General features: G+C 55.5%; 15 protein-coding genes. 6 read left to right on the forward strand and 9 right to left on the reverse strand.

What is annotated here, in order from left to right; genetic code table 11:
- Positions 1-27 precede the first annotated feature (27 nt).
- The 4 genes from IEX01_RS14125 to yihU are packed head-to-tail and all read right to left on the reverse strand — an operon-like array spanning position 28 to position 3,980.
- Positions 28-915, reverse strand: coding sequence for an aldose-1-epimerase (locus tag IEX01_RS14125; RefSeq protein ID WP_188724062.1), 888 nt, complete (start codon positions 913-915; stop codon positions 28-30).
- 22 nt (positions 916-937) lie between these two features.
- Positions 938-2,179 (reverse strand): sulfoquinovose isomerase, encoded by a 1,242-nt coding sequence (yihS, locus tag IEX01_RS14130; RefSeq protein ID WP_188724063.1) that lies wholly within the window; start codon positions 2,177-2,179, stop codon positions 938-940.
- 15 nt (positions 2,180-2,194) lie between these two features.
- Positions 2,195-3,070, reverse strand: coding sequence for a sulfofructosephosphate aldolase (yihT, locus tag IEX01_RS14135; RefSeq protein ID WP_048888717.1), 876 nt, complete (start codon positions 3,068-3,070; stop codon positions 2,195-2,197).
- Positions 3,071-3,089: 19 nt separating this feature from the next.
- Positions 3,090-3,980, reverse strand: a complete 891-nt coding sequence (yihU, locus tag IEX01_RS14140; protein WP_024559154.1) for a sulfolactaldehyde 3-reductase — start codon at positions 3,978-3,980, stop codon at positions 3,090-3,092.
- A gap of 169 nt (positions 3,981-4,149) precedes the next feature.
- Between yihU and IEX01_RS14145 the strand changes: the two genes are divergently transcribed.
- From IEX01_RS14145 to fabY, 6 genes are all read left to right on the forward strand, one after another.
- On the forward strand, positions 4,150-5,046 hold the full coding sequence (locus IEX01_RS14145) for a sugar kinase (protein ID WP_188724145.1): 897 nt from the start codon (positions 4,150-4,152) through the stop codon (positions 5,044-5,046).
- Between the two features lie 34 nt (positions 5,047-5,080).
- Positions 5,081-5,881 (forward strand): DeoR/GlpR family DNA-binding transcription regulator, encoded by an 801-nt coding sequence (locus IEX01_RS14150; protein WP_024559152.1) that lies wholly within the window; start codon positions 5,081-5,083, stop codon positions 5,879-5,881.
- Positions 5,882-6,033: 152 nt separating this feature from the next.
- Positions 6,034-6,633 (forward strand): glucose-1-phosphatase, encoded by a 600-nt coding sequence (yihX, locus tag IEX01_RS14155; protein ID WP_024559151.1) that lies wholly within the window; start codon positions 6,034-6,036, stop codon positions 6,631-6,633.
- Positions 6,627-7,484, forward strand: a complete 858-nt coding sequence (locus IEX01_RS14160) for a virulence factor BrkB family protein (RefSeq protein ID WP_024560797.1) — start codon at positions 6,627-6,629, stop codon at positions 7,482-7,484. The genes yihX and IEX01_RS14160 overlap by 7 nt, the downstream gene beginning before the upstream one ends.
- Positions 7,481-7,918, forward strand: a complete 438-nt coding sequence (gene dtd / locus IEX01_RS14165; protein ID WP_024560798.1) for a D-aminoacyl-tRNA deacylase — start codon at positions 7,481-7,483, stop codon at positions 7,916-7,918. Before IEX01_RS14160 ends, dtd begins: the two co-directional genes overlap by 4 nt.
- Positions 7,919-7,962: 44 nt before the next feature.
- Positions 7,963-8,904 carry a fatty acid biosynthesis protein FabY gene (gene fabY / locus IEX01_RS14170; protein WP_024557846.1) on the forward strand — a complete coding sequence of 314 codons (942 nt, stop codon included), beginning with the start codon at positions 7,963-7,965 and terminating at the stop codon, positions 8,902-8,904.
- A 121-nt stretch (positions 8,905-9,025) separates the two neighbouring features.
- Here fabY and IEX01_RS14175 read toward each other — a convergent pair whose 3' ends face one another.
- The 5 genes from IEX01_RS14175 to IEX01_RS14195 all read right to left on the reverse strand — a co-directional run bounded on the left by IEX01_RS14175 (position 9,026) and on the right by IEX01_RS14195 (position 14,285).
- Positions 9,026-10,708, reverse strand: a complete 1,683-nt coding sequence (locus IEX01_RS14175) for an AsmA family protein (RefSeq protein ID WP_188724064.1) — start codon at positions 10,706-10,708, stop codon at positions 9,026-9,028.
- Between the two features lie 120 nt (positions 10,709-10,828).
- Positions 10,829-12,220, reverse strand: coding sequence for a nucleobase:cation symporter-2 family protein (locus tag IEX01_RS14180; RefSeq protein ID WP_024560800.1), 1,392 nt, complete (start codon positions 12,218-12,220; stop codon positions 10,829-10,831).
- 302 nt (positions 12,221-12,522) lie between these two features.
- A complete protein-coding gene (locus IEX01_RS14185; RefSeq protein ID WP_024557849.1) occupies positions 12,523-13,050 on the reverse strand; it encodes a fimbrial protein in 528 nt (175 codons plus the stop codon).
- 66 nt (positions 13,051-13,116) lie between these two features.
- Entirely contained in the window at positions 13,117-13,692 is a 576-nt protein-coding gene (locus tag IEX01_RS14190) for a fimbrial protein (protein ID WP_024557850.1), read from the reverse strand.
- Positions 13,693-13,745: 53 nt separating this feature from the next.
- On the reverse strand, positions 13,746-14,285 hold the full coding sequence (locus IEX01_RS14195; protein ID WP_024557851.1) for a fimbrial protein: 540 nt from the start codon (positions 14,283-14,285) through the stop codon (positions 13,746-13,748).
- Between the last annotated feature and the right edge of the window lie 43 nt (positions 14,286-14,328).

Raw genomic sequence — 14,328 nt, forward strand, 5'->3', positions numbered from 1 at the left:
TCGGTAAGTTGTTCGTTTCTGTTTTTGTTATTCGCCGCCGATGGAAAAACGCAGCTGATGCGTCTGACCTGGCGCCAGCGAGAGTAAGTCCAGGCCGGAATTAAACGCGTCGGGCGGACAACTCATCGGCTCAACGGCAAGCCCAATCCGGTTTAGCTTGTCGCCGGTATAAATTTGCAGCCAGGGTTGATCGGAACGCAGAAAGGTGGACATGGCCTGACGCTGGCTGGTTAACCTCACCTCCCACGCCTTCCCATTTGCGAGCGTTTTAAAGGTATGATCGACAAGCGTCGCGCCGATTTTCCGGGGCGTTGAGAACAGCAAGCCCAGCTCATGCGCATCGACTAAATGCAGAGGATGACGTTGCGCATCCACACTGAACGCCTGTTCGGCGGGTATAACGACCGTGCAGCTGTCTACTTTTTCCAGATTGCAGGTTAAATAAGGGTGCGCGCCCGCACCGTAAGGCGCAGGCTCGTCCCCTAAATTTTGCGTAGCGATGCAGGCGCTCAGGCCCGCATGCGCGTCTAATCGCCAGGTCACTTCGCAGGCAAGCATAAAAGGGTAGCCATAGTTCGGCGGTAAGAAAGCCGTTAAGGTGACTTCAGAGGCCGACTGGTGCGCAACCTGCCAGTTTTGCCACGCCAGCAGCCCATGTATCGCCGAGCCAGACTCGCTATCGTTAATCGCGGGCGTAAAGGTTTTTCCCGCGTAGTGATAACGACCGCCAGCGATACGGTTAGGCCAGGGAAGTAAAACTTTTCCCATATGGGCCGGGGGCATCTCTTCCGGCTTATGCGGAACGACCAGATGTCGCCCGAGGTAAGTCAGCTCAGCGAGGCCTGCGCCCACCGTAACGATTTTTGCCTGATAGCGCCCGGCGTTCAGCACAAGGGTTTTTCCGCTTTTATGCATGCCTGTTCTCCCTGCGTGTCGCTTATTTAGCATTCTTATCCAGCAGCCCGGCGGCAACGGCGGGCGCTAAGCCTGGCGCGAGGGGCAGGCGGGGGATAACAAGGCAGTGCAGCAGATGGTAAATATCCTGTTTTCCGTCCCAGACTTTAGTGGTGACCTGATTATTGGCGTCCAGCTCTTGCCACCAGGAGCCGTTTTCATAATCCATCAGGTACTTAATGCAGTAGTCCCACCATTTCTGATACCAGGATTCGTATTGCGGATCGCCGGTTACGGTATAAAGGGCATAGGCGGTACCCATCGCTTCAACAATCGGCCAGCGAACACGTTCGCGAACAATAGGCGTGCCATCCCAGTCTACGGAATAGACGAAACCGTCTGCGCCGTCTGGCGCCCAGGCATCGCGAATAGTGGCGTGAAAAAGCCCTTTCGCATCTTCCAGCAACCATGCTGGCGGCGTTTCAAAACGGGCTTCGAGAGCAGCGCGAAGGTGCAGCATCAGCCGTCCCCACTCAATCCAGTGTCCCGGCGTGCCGCCGTAAGCGCGAAAACGATGGGCGGGGTTTTCTTTGTTGTAATCGCGGATAGGATTCCAGTTGGCGTCAAAATGTTCGTTAACGCGATATTCACCTTTGCGGGCTACGTCATGAATAATTACCGAAGCGATGCGTAATGCCCGGTCGAGCCATTTCTTGTCATGAGTAACGTCATAAACAATTAAAAACGCTTCCACGGCATGCATGTTGGCGTTTCCACCGCGGTAATCCTCCGTTTTGCTGAACGCCTCGTCCCATGACTCGAGGCACATCTGCTCCGTTTCGCTCCAAAAATAGTTTTCGATAACTTCGATGGCTTCATCCAGTAAAGGGCGGGCGGCAGGATGACCAGTGGTCACCGCGCTGGCGGCGCCAAGCAAGACGAAGAAGTGTTGGTAGCCCTGTTTTGAGGCGTCTACAACGCCTTCATCATTCACACAGGCATACCAGCCGCCGTATTGCTTATCTTTCAGCGCGCCGTTAAGGGCGTTGATGCCATGCTCCACCAGCGCCAGCGCGCCAGGGCGGCCCATCGCGGCGGCAACGGCGTAAACGTGCAGCATACGGGCAGTTATCCATAAATGCGTGCCCATATCCGTTCTGACCTGGCCGTTGTTGCCCAGCCAGCCGAAGCCGGTCGACACCGCCGCCTTTTTGCCGAAATCAAAAATGCGATCCGTTTCCTGCTCCAGCCAACGGTTATGGCTCAGCGTATTAAACCATTTCATGTTCTGTTCCTTTTCTCAGCGGCCTGCCATCATTTCGTCAACAATCTCGCCTAAGCGCTGTAATTTCGGGACGGAGATATCTCGCAGCATTGCTTGCGCGTCGGGTAAGCCGATAACGGATGACCAGACGGCGCGGCCTGCAAGAAAACCTGAGGCGCCTGCGGTCATCGCCACCCTGACGGCGCGTGGAAAGAGCTTTTCATCCACGCCCGAAGAGAGAATGACCCAGGGCATATTGATGTGTTCGTTGAGCCTTTGCGAAGCGGCGAGCAACGCCTGTTGAGGGCCTTTACCATAGAGCGGCATCTCGACTTTATAGAGATCCGCGCCGCTATCTCCCAGCTCTTTTGCCGCGTCGATAATCGCCTGCTCGCGATCAAACTTGTCGCCGCGACGCGGCGGACGAACAACGGGTTCGATGATGCTTAACAGACCGCTGGCATGGCATAGCTGATTAAATGCGTTGACCATCTCCAGCCGCTGCTGCGGGTCCTCGTCGCTGCGCCATAGCACCAGCAGTTTTAGCGCTTTCGCGCCATCGCGCTTCACCGCTTCCGGGTCGATCTTTTTATCAATAATCACGCTATCGACGGGAATCCCGTTGCCGGGAATAAACTCATCGGCGGCGACAATGGTGGCGCAGCTCTTCGCGATAGCCTTTTCCTCAATGACCTGGCGGTAGCAAAATTGCTGATCCACCAGAATTGCAGAGGCATAGGGCGACAGGATCCTGGCGGCGTTAACTTTAAAGTCCGTGAGCACCCGATCGCCTACAGGGGCAGGTTCGCCCGCCGCAGCAAACATTAAACGCATGGCCTCGCGCTGATCGACAGCCAGCATGGCGAAGCCGCCAGAAGGTCGGGTGATATCGTTAAGCGTGTAGTGGGACATATCTTGTTCCTTTTACTGGTTAAATTTTGCGGGCCAGGCCAGCTGACGTTCGCACCTGTTCAAGAATGGCTGTCCAGTCCTCGCGTCCGCGCCCGGCAGCACGCGCCTGGCTGTAGACTTCGCGAGAAGCGGCGCCGAGCGGCATCGGCACCTGCAGTTGATTGGCGACGTCCAGCGCGATCCCGAGATCTTTATGGGCGAGGTCGATCATGAAGGCGGGGGAAAGATCGCCTTTCAGCACTTTATTCGGCCAGGAGGTGGTGAAGTGCCCTTTACCGGCGGGCGTACCGCTCATGACTTTCAGCGCGACATCGAAAGAGAGACCAAGCGCCTCACACAGTACGGCGGCTTCTGCCGACAACGCGTTAAGCGCAATACTCATGTAGTTGTTGATAAGCTTGACGCGAATGCCCATCCCCGGTCCGCCCGCGTTAACCAGCTCGTTGCCCATCGCCATTAAAACCGGCCTGGCGCGTTCTACCTGCTCTGGCGTGCCGCCTGCCAACAGCAGCAGCGTGCCGGCGATAGCATGATCGGAAGTGCGGCCTACGGGCACATCCATCATGCTGAAACCGCGCTGCTTCATGTCAGTAATCAACCGATCGGTCTGCAAGGGATGAATAGTGGACATATCAATGACCAGCGCTTCGCGGGATAGCCCCTCGCAGACGCCGTTTTCATCAAACAGTACGGAGCGAACCAGGTCGCCGTTAGGCAGCATGGTGATAACAAATTCTGCATCGGTAGCGGCCTGCGCCGCCGTAGGCGAAGCGGTTGCGCCTTGTTTTGCAAGCTGCTCGACCGCCTGTGGGTTTACATCAAACACCTTAAGCTGGTGGCCCTGCTTAAGCAGGTTGCTCGCCATCGGCGCGCCCATTTGTCCAAGCCCTATAAAAGCGATTACCGGCATGTTTCTCTCCTGAAAGATGTTGATGTCAACTTGTGTCAATAATTGAGCGTTTTTTCTGGTTGTTTTTGATCGTATTTGTAATTTATGGTCAAAAAATTGACAGTCGTCACTTTTTAAACATTTGATGAACTTAAAATGGCGACATTCGGAAAAGCAGAAAGGAAACCTTATGGCTCGTATCGCTTGTGTCGGTATTACCGTTTTGGATCGCATCTGGTATCTCAATGATTTACCAGGCGAAGGGGGGAAGTATGTCGCTAACAATTACAAAGAAGTCGGTGGCGGGCCTGCTGCGACAGCGGCGGTAGCCGCAGCAAAACTGGGCGCAGAGGTCGATTTTATTGGCCGTGTTGGTGACGACGACACGGGGAAAAGCGTGCTCAGCGAGCTGGAGTCATTGGGGGTAAAAACACGTTATACGCGCGTATTTTCCGGAGCGCGATCGTCGCATTCTGGCGTTTTTGTGGATGCCCATGGTGAGCGGATTATTGTCAATTATCCCGGCCCGGAACTTCCGGCCTGCGCCGACTGGCTGCAGGCGATTGACTTTTCTCAATGGGATGTGGTGCTGGCGGATGTGCGCTGGCACGATGGCGCGAAACAAGCTTTTACTCAGGCCCGCCAGCATCGCGTCACCACGCTGCTGGATGGCGATACTACCCCACAGGACATTTCTGACCTGGTTGCTTTAAGCGATCACGCTGTTTTTTCTTCCCCAGGTTTACAGCGGCTGACCGCAAGCAAAGCGCCTGCGGAGGCGCTTAAAAGAGCGCAAACGCTCACAGGTGGTCTTGTTTATGTCACGCAGGGAAGTGACGGTTGCTACTGGCTGAAAAATGGGACGCTGTGTCATCAGCCTGGGTTTTCCGTCAAGGTTATCGATACCACTGGCGCGGGCGACGTTTTCCATGGCGCCATGGCCGTGGGGCTGGCGCAACAGGCGCCAACGGAAGAGGTCGTTCGCTTCGCCAGCGCGGTAGCGGCATTGAAATGCACCCGGCCAGGCGGACGTGACGGTATCCCTGATTGTGATCAAACCCGCTCTTTTCTGTCACTTTTTGTATAAAATGCGGGGCGTGATGGTTTTTAGAGGACAGCCTATGAGCCTTACCGAACTAACCGGTAATCCGCGACACGATCAATTGCTGACGCTGATTGCCGATCGCGGTTACATGAATATTGACGAACTGGCGCAACTTCTGGACGTTTCAACCCAGACGGTGCGTCGGGATATTCGCAAACTCAGCGAGCAGGGTTTAATAACCCGGCATCATGGCGGTGCAGGCCGTGCGTCCAGCGTGATAAATACGGCTTTTGAGCAGCGCGAAGTCTCTATGACGGAGGAGAAACGCGCGATCGCAGAAGCCATTGCCGACTATATCCCTGATGGCTCGACGGTGTTTATTACCATTGGCACCACGGTTGAGCATGTGGCGCGGGCGTTGCTCAATCATAACCATCTTCGCATTATCACTAACAGTCTGCGGGTCGCGCATATTTTATTTAAAAACCCCCGGTTCGAAGTGATGGTGCCGGGCGGCACGCTGCGCGCCCATAACGGCGGAATAATAGGGCCAGCCGCAACGGCGTTTGTGTCAGGGTTTCGCGCCGACTATCTGGTGACAAGCGTAGGAGCGATTGAGAATGATGGCGCAATGCTGGAGTTTGATGTTAACGAAGCAAGCGTTGCCAGGACCATGATGGCGCATTCCCGTCATATTTTGCTCGCCGCCGATCACACCAAATATCATGCTTCGGCAGCGGTAGAGATAGGCAATGTCGTGCAAGCCGCCGCGCTTTTTACGGATGAGCTTCCCGGCCCGGCATTGCATAACTTGCTCAAGGCGGGGCATGTTGAAATTGTGCAGGTCAGCGCCCTTGGCGAGCAGGAAAAGCGTTAATTTTTTATGCCGGAGAGCGTTATGCTATCCGGCCGCATGCGCCGAAAACTCCCCTTTATTCTTTTCTGTTTTGCAAGCCATGCGCTTGTGCGTAGTCAAATATCGCCTTTCCCGCTACAGTTACCTCTCCATGGCCGACAGGGGAGAGTGTCATGCTCTATATCTTTGATTTAGGTAACGTCATTGTCGATATCGACTTCAATCGCGTACTGGGTGTCTGGAGTGATTACAGCCGCGTGCCGCTGGCGAATCTGCAAAAAAGCTTCACCATGGGCGAAGCGTTCCATCAGCATGAACGCGGCGAACTCAGCGACGAAGCGTTTGCCCGTAAGCTTTGCGAAGAGATGGCGCTGCCGCTGAGCTTCGAGCAATTTTCCGCTGGCTGGCAGGCGGTGTTTGTCGCCCTGCGTCCGGACGTTATCGACATCATGCATAAGCTGCGCGAGCAGGGCCATCGTGTAGTGGTGCTTTCCAATACCAACCGTCTGCATACCACTTACTGGCCGGAGCAATATCCGGAAATTCGCGCTGCCGCGGATAATATTTACCTTTCACAGGAGATGGGCCTGCGTAAGCCCGAGCCTGCTATCTACCAGCAGGTGCTCGAACAGGAAGGCTTTCGCCCCAGTGAAGCGGTATTTTTCGACGATAACGCCGATAATATTAAAGGAGCCCAACAGGCTGGCATCACCAGTATTCTGGTGACGGGAAAAGAAACCGTGCCGGACTACTTTGCGAAGCTGTCATGTTAAAAACCGTTCATCAAAAAACGCGGCCCCTCGTGGCCTGGTTGAAGCTGCTCTGGCACCGTATCGATCAGGACAATATGACGACGCTTGCCGGTAACCTGGCCTATGTGTCGCTCCTGTCGCTGGTGCCTTTAGTGGCGGTTATTTTTGCGCTGTTCGCGGCGTTTCCGATGTTTTCGGATGTTAGCCTGCAGCTGCGGCACTTTGTGTTCGCTAACTTTATGCCCGCGACCGGCGATATTATTCAGCGCTATATTGAGCAGTTCGTCGCTAACTCTAACAAGATGACGGCGGTCGGGGCGATTGGGCTTATCGTCACTTCTTTGCTGCTGATGTACGCCATCGACAGCGCGCTTAACACCATCTGGCGCAGCCAGCGGACGCGGCCGAAAATCTACTCTTTCGCTGTCTACTGGATGATCCTCACCCTTGGTCCTTTGCTGGCGGGGGCGAGCCTTGCCATCAGCGCCTGGGTGCTCTCCCTGCGCTGGGCAAGCGGCTTTGACAGCATGATTGACGAAGTGCTGCGTATCTTCCCGCTGCTGCTCTCGTGGCTCTCTTTCTGGCTGCTTTATAGCGTTGTTCCGACGACTCGCGTCCCGGCTAAAGATGCGCTGATAGGCTCGCTGGTAGCGGCGCTGCTGTTTGAACTGGGTAAGAAAGGTTTTGCCCTCTACATCACCATGTTTCCTTCCTATCAGCTTATTTACGGCGTGCTGGCGGTTGTCCCGATTCTGTTTCTTTGGGTTTACTGGACCTGGTGCATCGTCTTGCTTGGCGCGGAAATAACTGTCACTCTCGGCGATTACCGAAAATTAAAAGAAGCGGCAAAAGAAGAAGCTGAGGAGCCATGATTGCATTAATTCAACGGGTCACGCAGGCAAGCGTCAGCGTGGCGGGCGAGGTGACGGGTGAAATCGGCCCGGGACTTTTGGTGCTGTTAGGTGTCGAAAAGGATGACGACGAGCAGAAAGCTAACCGCCTGTGCGAGCGCGTGCTGGGATACCGCATTTTCAGCGATGACGCGGGCAAGATGAACCTTAACGTACAGCAGGCGGGCGGCAGCGTGCTGGTGGTGTCGCAGTTCACCCTGGCGGCGGATACGGAGCGCGGTATGCGCCCGAGCTTCTCGCGCGGCGCGGCGCCGCAGGAAGCGCAGGCGCTGTACGACTATTTTGTCGGTCGCTGCCGCGAACAGGGCATCACGACCCAGACCGGACGTTTCGCCGCCGATATGCAAGTCTCGTTGACCAATGATGGGCCGGTAACCTTCTGGTTGCAGGTATGAGCCAGATTGCCGCATGGCCGCGGGTAACCAGAGAGAGTACAGCTATGTATCACCTTCGCGTACCGCAGACTGAAGAAGAACTTGAGCGCTACTACCAGTTTCGCTGGGAGATGCTACGTAAGCCGCTGCATCAGCCGAAAGGCTCCGAGCGCGACGCTTACGATGCCATGGCGCATCACCAGATGGTGGTGGACGAAGAGGGCAATCCGGTCGCCATCGGCAGGCTTTATATCAACGCTGACAATGAAGCGGCTATCCGCTTTATGGCGGTGCATCCTTCCGTTCAGGATAAAGGCCTGGGCACGCTGGTGGCGATGACGCTGGAGTCAGTCGCCCGCCAGGAAGGGGTAAAACGCGTGGTGTGCAGCGCCCGCGAGGATGCGGTAGATTTTTTCGCCAAGCTGGGGTTCGTCAACCAGGGCGAAATCACCACGCCGCAGACCACGCCGGTGCGCCACTTTCTGATGATAAAACCGGTGGCGACACTGGATGATATTCTGCACCGCGCGGACTGGTGCGCCCAGCTTCAGCAAGCCTGGTACCAGCATATTCCGCTCAGTGAAAAGATGGGCGTGCGCATTCTCCAGTACACCGGGCAAAAATTTATTACCACCATGCCGGAAACCGGCAATCAGAACCCGCACCATACGCTGTTCGCTGGCAGTTTGTTTTCCCTCGCCACCCTGACGGGCTGGGGGCTCATCTGGCTGATGCTGCGCGAGCGCCACCTTGGCGGCACTATTATCCTTGCCGATGCGCATATCCGTTATAGCACCCCGATCACCGGAAAGCCGGGCGCCATCGCCGACTTAGGTTCGCTGAGCGGCGACCTCGACCGCCTGGCGCGTGGGCGCAAAGCACGGGTGCAGTTACAGGTGGAATTGTTTGGCGACGATACGCCGGGCGCGGTGTTTGAAGGTATTTATATCGTCCTGCCGGCCACCCCCTTCGGGCCGCTGGAAGAGGGCGGCAACGAAGAGGAGTAACGCTTTGCGTGCTTCGCTCGTGAATTGAAGAGAACAGGGCCGGTGACGCGTTGCTTGCCGGCTCTGTTCATCCACTCGATGGGGTCTCGCGTCTCCCCGTTGAGATGAGGCGCAAAGCGGCTTACGCGCCCGGGACCACGCCGCCCTGCATCACTTGCTGAATCTGCTGCCCATTGGCGCCTGTCACTTGCAGCTGACCGTTTACGCTCGGGCGCAGCGGCGCGCCCGCCGCCAGGCTGCCGCTGGCGGTCAGTTGCAGGTTGCCGTCGCCTTGCAGCGGCACCAGCGCCCATCCCCAGTTGCGCAGCACGTTTACCGGCACCGCGCGTCCGTTCAGGCTGAGTGTGACCTGGCGCTGCGGCAATTGCGAAATCGCGGCCGTGGCTTCCAGCATGCCTTGTCCGGCAAACGCGCTCAGTTCGGTAACGTTGATCGTTGAAGCGTTCGCGTTAAGCGTAATGGAAGGGCGACGCACGTCGATGCGGTTAAATGTGCCGGCGGCGGCGTTAAGCGTGGCGTTGCCGCCCCAGATCCCCCACTGGCTGTTGCGCACCAGCTGCAAATTATTGCCATAGCCATCCAGCGCCGTAAGCTGAAAGGGGAAGAGCGGGTCAATATCAATAATCAGGTTGCGGCTGGCGGCCAGCCTTTTTACCGTGATGCTGTTAAGCCAGTCAGGCAACTTCTGCTGCCACTGCTTTTTCCAGTCTGCCGGCAGGGTGTATTCCAGCCCCGCCAGCGCCACTTCATCCAGCACCAGCGCGCGCCCGTCGCGCAGCCAGTTGCCGGAAGCGCGCGCCATGCCGCCTTCCCAGCGGGTCGTGAACTGGCGCAGCGCAATGCCCTGCGGGGAAAAATCAGCGTTAACTATCGGGTCGAAGAAATGGAGCGAGCCGGAGATAAACTCGCTGGCGTTCATAGAAAGCCTGCCGTCTTCGCTCTGCCAGTCGCCCTTCGCAATCGTCAGGTTGCGCACGCTAACATCAAGATCCGTCGCCGCCCAGCCGGGACCTTCCAGCCTCGCGTCGGTGATTTCAAGGCGGCCCAGCGCCAGAGAAGGGATCGTAGTGAGCGGTTTGAAAAAATCGCTCAGGCTTTTATCGCTCTGCAACCGGACATCGCTGATGCGAAGACTTTCCACCACCCAGCTGCCGTCGGCATTGCGCCGGGCGGTGCCCGTCAGCGCGCCGCGCGCCACGTCTGCGCCAATGTTGGAGAGCGTAACCTGGTCTTTATCAATCGCGCCCTGAATAAAAACGTTGCTGAACGGCACGCCGTTTAGCGTCATCGAACCTGCGCTTAACTGTATATTCGCCTGAGTGCCCAGGATCTTACCGGCTTCCGGTAGCCAGGGGCTGAGGCCGCCGTTTACGCGCTGCGCGCTCAGGTCCCATTCGGTATTAGGGCTGTTAAACGCCATCTCGCTGAGCCGTAAGTTATCGGCACGGAAAGGCAGCGGAGCGGTGGAGGGCGAAAAGTTCAGCGTGCCTTTTTGCAGCAGAATGGTGTCCACATGGGAAGGCTCCGTAAGCTGACGACTGCTGAGGCCAATATCCACCTTCTGCGCCACCAGCGTGGCGGGCTGACCATTGCGGCCAAAAGTGACGTTTTTCAGCACCAGATGCGAGGGCGAAGAGAAGCTGTGATCCATTTCATCAAAGGTGATGTGGTAGTCACTGTGGCCGTTAACCCAACTGGTTATCCATCCGGCGCCCCAACGCGTCTGCAGCAGGATATAAAACGCCAGCAGAACAATCAGAACGGCCGCCAGTAAGGTAAGAATGAGCTTTCCAAGAAATTTCATTGTCTTCCATCCTGTGAAGTTCCGGTGATGGAGTTATGCCCCATTTAGGCATATAGCTCAAGGCAGGGATTGTCAAAGAGGGTAACAGCGATGGCGGCAGGGCGCCGCCATCGGAAAGTATTACGCTTTTTCGGGCGGGAAAATCAGGTTCAGTACGATGGCGGTAATGCCGCCTGCGGCGATGCCGGAGGAGAGCAGATTTTTCACCCAGTCCGGCGCGAACTGCAGGATAAGCGGCTGCTGGGAAACGCCCAGACCCACCGCCAGAGAAAGCGCGATAATCATAATGGCGCGGCGGTTGAGCGGCTCGCGGGAGACAATACGCACGCCGGAGGCGGCGATGGTGCCAAACATTACAATCGTCGCGCCGCCCAGCACCGGTTCCGGAATATGCTGCACGAAGCCGCTGACGGCCGGGAAGAGTCCCAGCACAATCAGCATCAGCGCCACCACAAAACCCACGTAACGGCTGGCAACGCCGGTCAACTGGATGACGCCGTTGTTCTGCCCGAAGCAGGAGTTCGGGAAGGTGTTGAAGATAGCGGAAACGCAGGAGTTAAGGCCATTCGCCAGCACGCCGCCTTTCAGTCGCTTCATGTAAAGCGGGCCGGAGACCGGTTGCTCAGAGACATCAGACGTTGCAGTGATATCGCCGATGGTTTCCAGCGACGTCACCATAAAGACCAGCATCAACGGCACCAGCAGGTTCCAGTCAATGCCGAGGCCGTAGTAGAGCGGCGTGGGCACCATAATGAGCGAGTCATTCGCTGGCGCACTGCTTTGCGGCAACATGCCCATCGCCCACGCCAGCAGGTAACCCACGGCCATGGCGATAACCAGCGAGGCGACGCGCAGATAGGGGTTGCGTTGGCGGTTAAGCAGGATGATCACCGCCAGTACCGCGCCAGCTAATAATAGGTTTTTCGGCGCGCCGAAGGTGTGATCGTTCATTGCCGCGTAGCCGCCGCCGATAGAGGTCAGCCCTACCTGAATCAGCGAAAGACCGATAATCATCACCACCACGCCGGAAACCAGCGGCGTGATGATACGGCGCGCCAGGTGCAAAATACGGGAAAGCAGCATTTCCGTGCAGCTTGCCAGCATCAGCGTGCCGAACAGCGCCGCCATCATCGTCGGCACATCCGCGCCGCCGTTTTTCAGCGCCAGACCGCCCATGATAAGCGGTGAAACAAAGTTGAAGCTGGTGCCCTGAATAGAGAGCAACCCGGATCCCACCGGCCCCCAGGCTTTAATCTGGATGATAGAGGCCACGCCGGACGCAAACAGGGACATGCTAATGATGTGCTGCGTATCTTGCGCCGGTAAACCAAGCGCCTGACAAATCAACAGCGCGGGCGTAATGACCGCGACAAACATCGCCAGCAAATGCTGACAGGCGGCGAACAGCGTTTGCGGCAGGGGCGGCCTGTCTTCAAGACGGTAAATCAGTTCACTGGCACGAGCAGGCGCAACCGATTGCGCTTTTTCAGACTCTACGGTATCAACGGACATCAACGGCAATCCCACGATGGAAAAGCGGCCATTTTATCGGACTGAATGGTAAAAGCAAACGATTGCATAACGGGCGTAACTATATTTAAACGCACCAAAAAAAGGATTTTATATAACGCTTTCGCAGCCAGGAGAGGCATGACTCAATAAAAGCAGAGTCATTGCTGGAGCGCCTAAAAAGCCAGCAGGGAAGTCTGGTAAGAGGGGAAGTCGCAACGCTGCGGCTGCGGCGTAGTCATTCTTATTGTTTCCGGCTTGAATGCATAGCATCGAAAACGCCCACCTTGCGATGGGCGTGATGATTAAAGCCGTTCAATCTGCACGGTTACGGTGCTGTTAATATTACCTGCAACCGCTTCCTGATTGGTTAGCTGCACCATTTGCAAACCAAAGGTGCCTCCTTCCTGCGCAACCAGGCGACCTGTATTTAATGGCACCGGCTCATTCTGGCTATTAAAAATGCCGATTCCCACGCCTTTTGCCGCAGTTTCATCAGTCAGAGAGTTTGCCAGCACCGTGCCGTCGGCATCGTCGGCGACGCCCATGAATTTATAGGCAATTTTACCCTCATCCGCCAGTTTGTCGCATTCCGGGCCGCCATCAACGCTGGCCTGAACGGTAACGGGAGAGGTAGCATTGTCGCCTTGTTTAATGAGCGTATCTGAGTTTTCCAGCACAGATACGGAGCTCTCACTCAGCGCTACGCTACAGGTAAATTCGGCTGGTTTCAGCGTCCCTGAAATGATGATATTAGCCGACATATCTTTAGCCTGAGCTGTGCCAGCCATAAGCAGCGTTGCGCTTATCAGGCCCGACAATAATTTTTTCATATCATGATGTCCTAATTAATGAATACGTACGGTCTGGTATTAATGGATTAACCCAAACCGCGCCCTTTACAGACGTTCAATCTGCACCGTCAGGTTTGTCGAGACGTTACCCTGCGTCGACTCCTGACCTTTCAGGCTCACCAGTGAAAGATAAAGGGGGAAAGAAGCCGTTAAGTTGCTTGCCTCCCCGCTCTTATTAGCACCGGGGAAAGTAGCGACCGTCACGTTGGGCGTGATGAGTTTGTGCTCAAAGTCGGTGAGTTGAATGCCAATACCCTGTGCGGCAGTACTGCTGGTATCAGTATTCGCCAGGGTATTTCCTTCGATGCTATCCGCAGTGCCAAGGAATTTCAGGCCGATATTTTTATAGCCTTCATCGGCATCGCAGTTTTTGCCGCCCAGTTGCACATAAACATGGTCGTCTGCATTGAAGGGGTTAATATCACTACCCTGAACAGGCAAATTTTTATTTTCATGATGAAGGGTAAGCACATATTTGCTCATTAATACGGTGCAGCCGCTTGCCGCTGTTTGTAGCCGACCGTAAATCACCATCTCGTGCCCGATATCCTGCGCCTGCACCGGAACCGAACCGGCGATAAGCGTAGCGCCCAGAGCGAGTGTTAATGCCAGTTTTTTCATAAAAGTCTTCTCATTTAAAAAACCTGATAAACGTATTCAGCGGGTTTTTTATTTCAGAGGCGCACAACTTCAATGGTCAGTGCGCTATGAATATTGCCTGCTTCCGGCGTCTGGCCATTAAGCTGAACCATATGTAAGCCCAGGCTAATTGGCATCGCGCTATTTATAACTGGACGGTAAGTATTAATGTTGAGCGGACTGCCGTCAGTAGCATACAGACCAACCCCTACACCTTTAGCTGCGCCTTCGCTGCTATCCGTATTGGCAAGCACCGTTCCATTGGCATTATCAACTGTGCCTGTGAATTTAATCCCTACGCGCCCGGCTTGAATTTTATCGATGCAAACCAGGTCGCCTCCAACCGTAACGGTAAACGTACTGTTGATATGGGCCGCAGCGCCATCCTGTATGGGTAATTTATCGATTGAATCTTCAAGCGCGATGGAGGTGGTTGAAGGAAGGACCGTACAATCCCCTTCGCTTGGCGCGCTTAACACACCATTAATATCCACCACAGCGGAGCGATCTTCCGCGTGCGCTGCGCCTGCCACGAAAAAGGAAGAGAGTAATAAACCCAGTATCGCTTTTTTCATTTAAATATCCTTATAAGTATTAATTGGATAAAAGTGAATTAAT

It is taken from the genome of Franconibacter daqui (assembly GCF_014644275.1).
Lineage (GTDB): Bacteria > Pseudomonadota > Gammaproteobacteria > Enterobacterales > Enterobacteriaceae > Franconibacter > Franconibacter pulveris.

Bases quoted from the DNA above. Each gene is read 5' to 3' on its own strand.
- yihU (WP_024559154.1), bottom strand. From the start codon at position 3,980: ATGCCGGTAATCGCTTTTATAGGGCTTGGACAAATGGGCGCGCCGATG.
- IEX01_RS14195 (WP_024557851.1), bottom strand. From the start codon at position 14,285: ATGAAAAAAGCGATACTGGGTTTATTACTCTCTTCCTTTTTCGTGGCA.
- yihT (WP_048888717.1), bottom strand. From the start codon at position 3,070: ATGTCCCACTACACGCTTAACGATATCACCCGACCTTCTGGCGGCTTC.
- IEX01_RS14125 (WP_188724062.1), bottom strand. From the start codon at position 915: ATGCATAAAAGCGGAAAAACCCTTGTGCTGAACGCCGGGCGCTATCAG.
- IEX01_RS14185 (WP_024557849.1), bottom strand. From the start codon at position 13,050: ATGAAAAAATTATTGTCGGGCCTGATAAGCGCAACGCTGCTTATGGCT.
- IEX01_RS14190 (WP_024557850.1), bottom strand. From the start codon at position 13,692: ATGAAAAAACTGGCATTAACACTCGCTCTGGGCGCTACGCTTATCGCC.
- dtd (WP_024560798.1), top strand. From the start codon at position 7,481: ATGATTGCATTAATTCAACGGGTCACGCAGGCAAGCGTCAGCGTGGCG.
- yihS (WP_188724063.1), bottom strand. From the start codon at position 2,179: ATGAAATGGTTTAATACGCTGAGCCATAACCGTTGGCTGGAGCAGGAA.
- fabY (WP_024557846.1), top strand. From the start codon at position 7,963: ATGTATCACCTTCGCGTACCGCAGACTGAAGAAGAACTTGAGCGCTAC.
- IEX01_RS14145 (WP_188724145.1), top strand. From the start codon at position 4,150: ATGGCTCGTATCGCTTGTGTCGGTATTACCGTTTTGGATCGCATCTGG.
- IEX01_RS14180 (WP_024560800.1), bottom strand. From the start codon at position 12,220: ATGTCCGTTGATACCGTAGAGTCTGAAAAAGCGCAATCGGTTGCGCCT.
- IEX01_RS14160 (WP_024560797.1), top strand. From the start codon at position 6,627: ATGTTAAAAACCGTTCATCAAAAAACGCGGCCCCTCGTGGCCTGGTTG.
- IEX01_RS14175 (WP_188724064.1), bottom strand. From the start codon at position 10,708: ATGAAATTTCTTGGAAAGCTCATTCTTACCTTACTGGCGGCCGTTCTG.
- IEX01_RS14150 (WP_024559152.1), top strand. From the start codon at position 5,081: ATGAGCCTTACCGAACTAACCGGTAATCCGCGACACGATCAATTGCTG.
- yihX (WP_024559151.1), top strand. From the start codon at position 6,034: ATGCTCTATATCTTTGATTTAGGTAACGTCATTGTCGATATCGACTTC.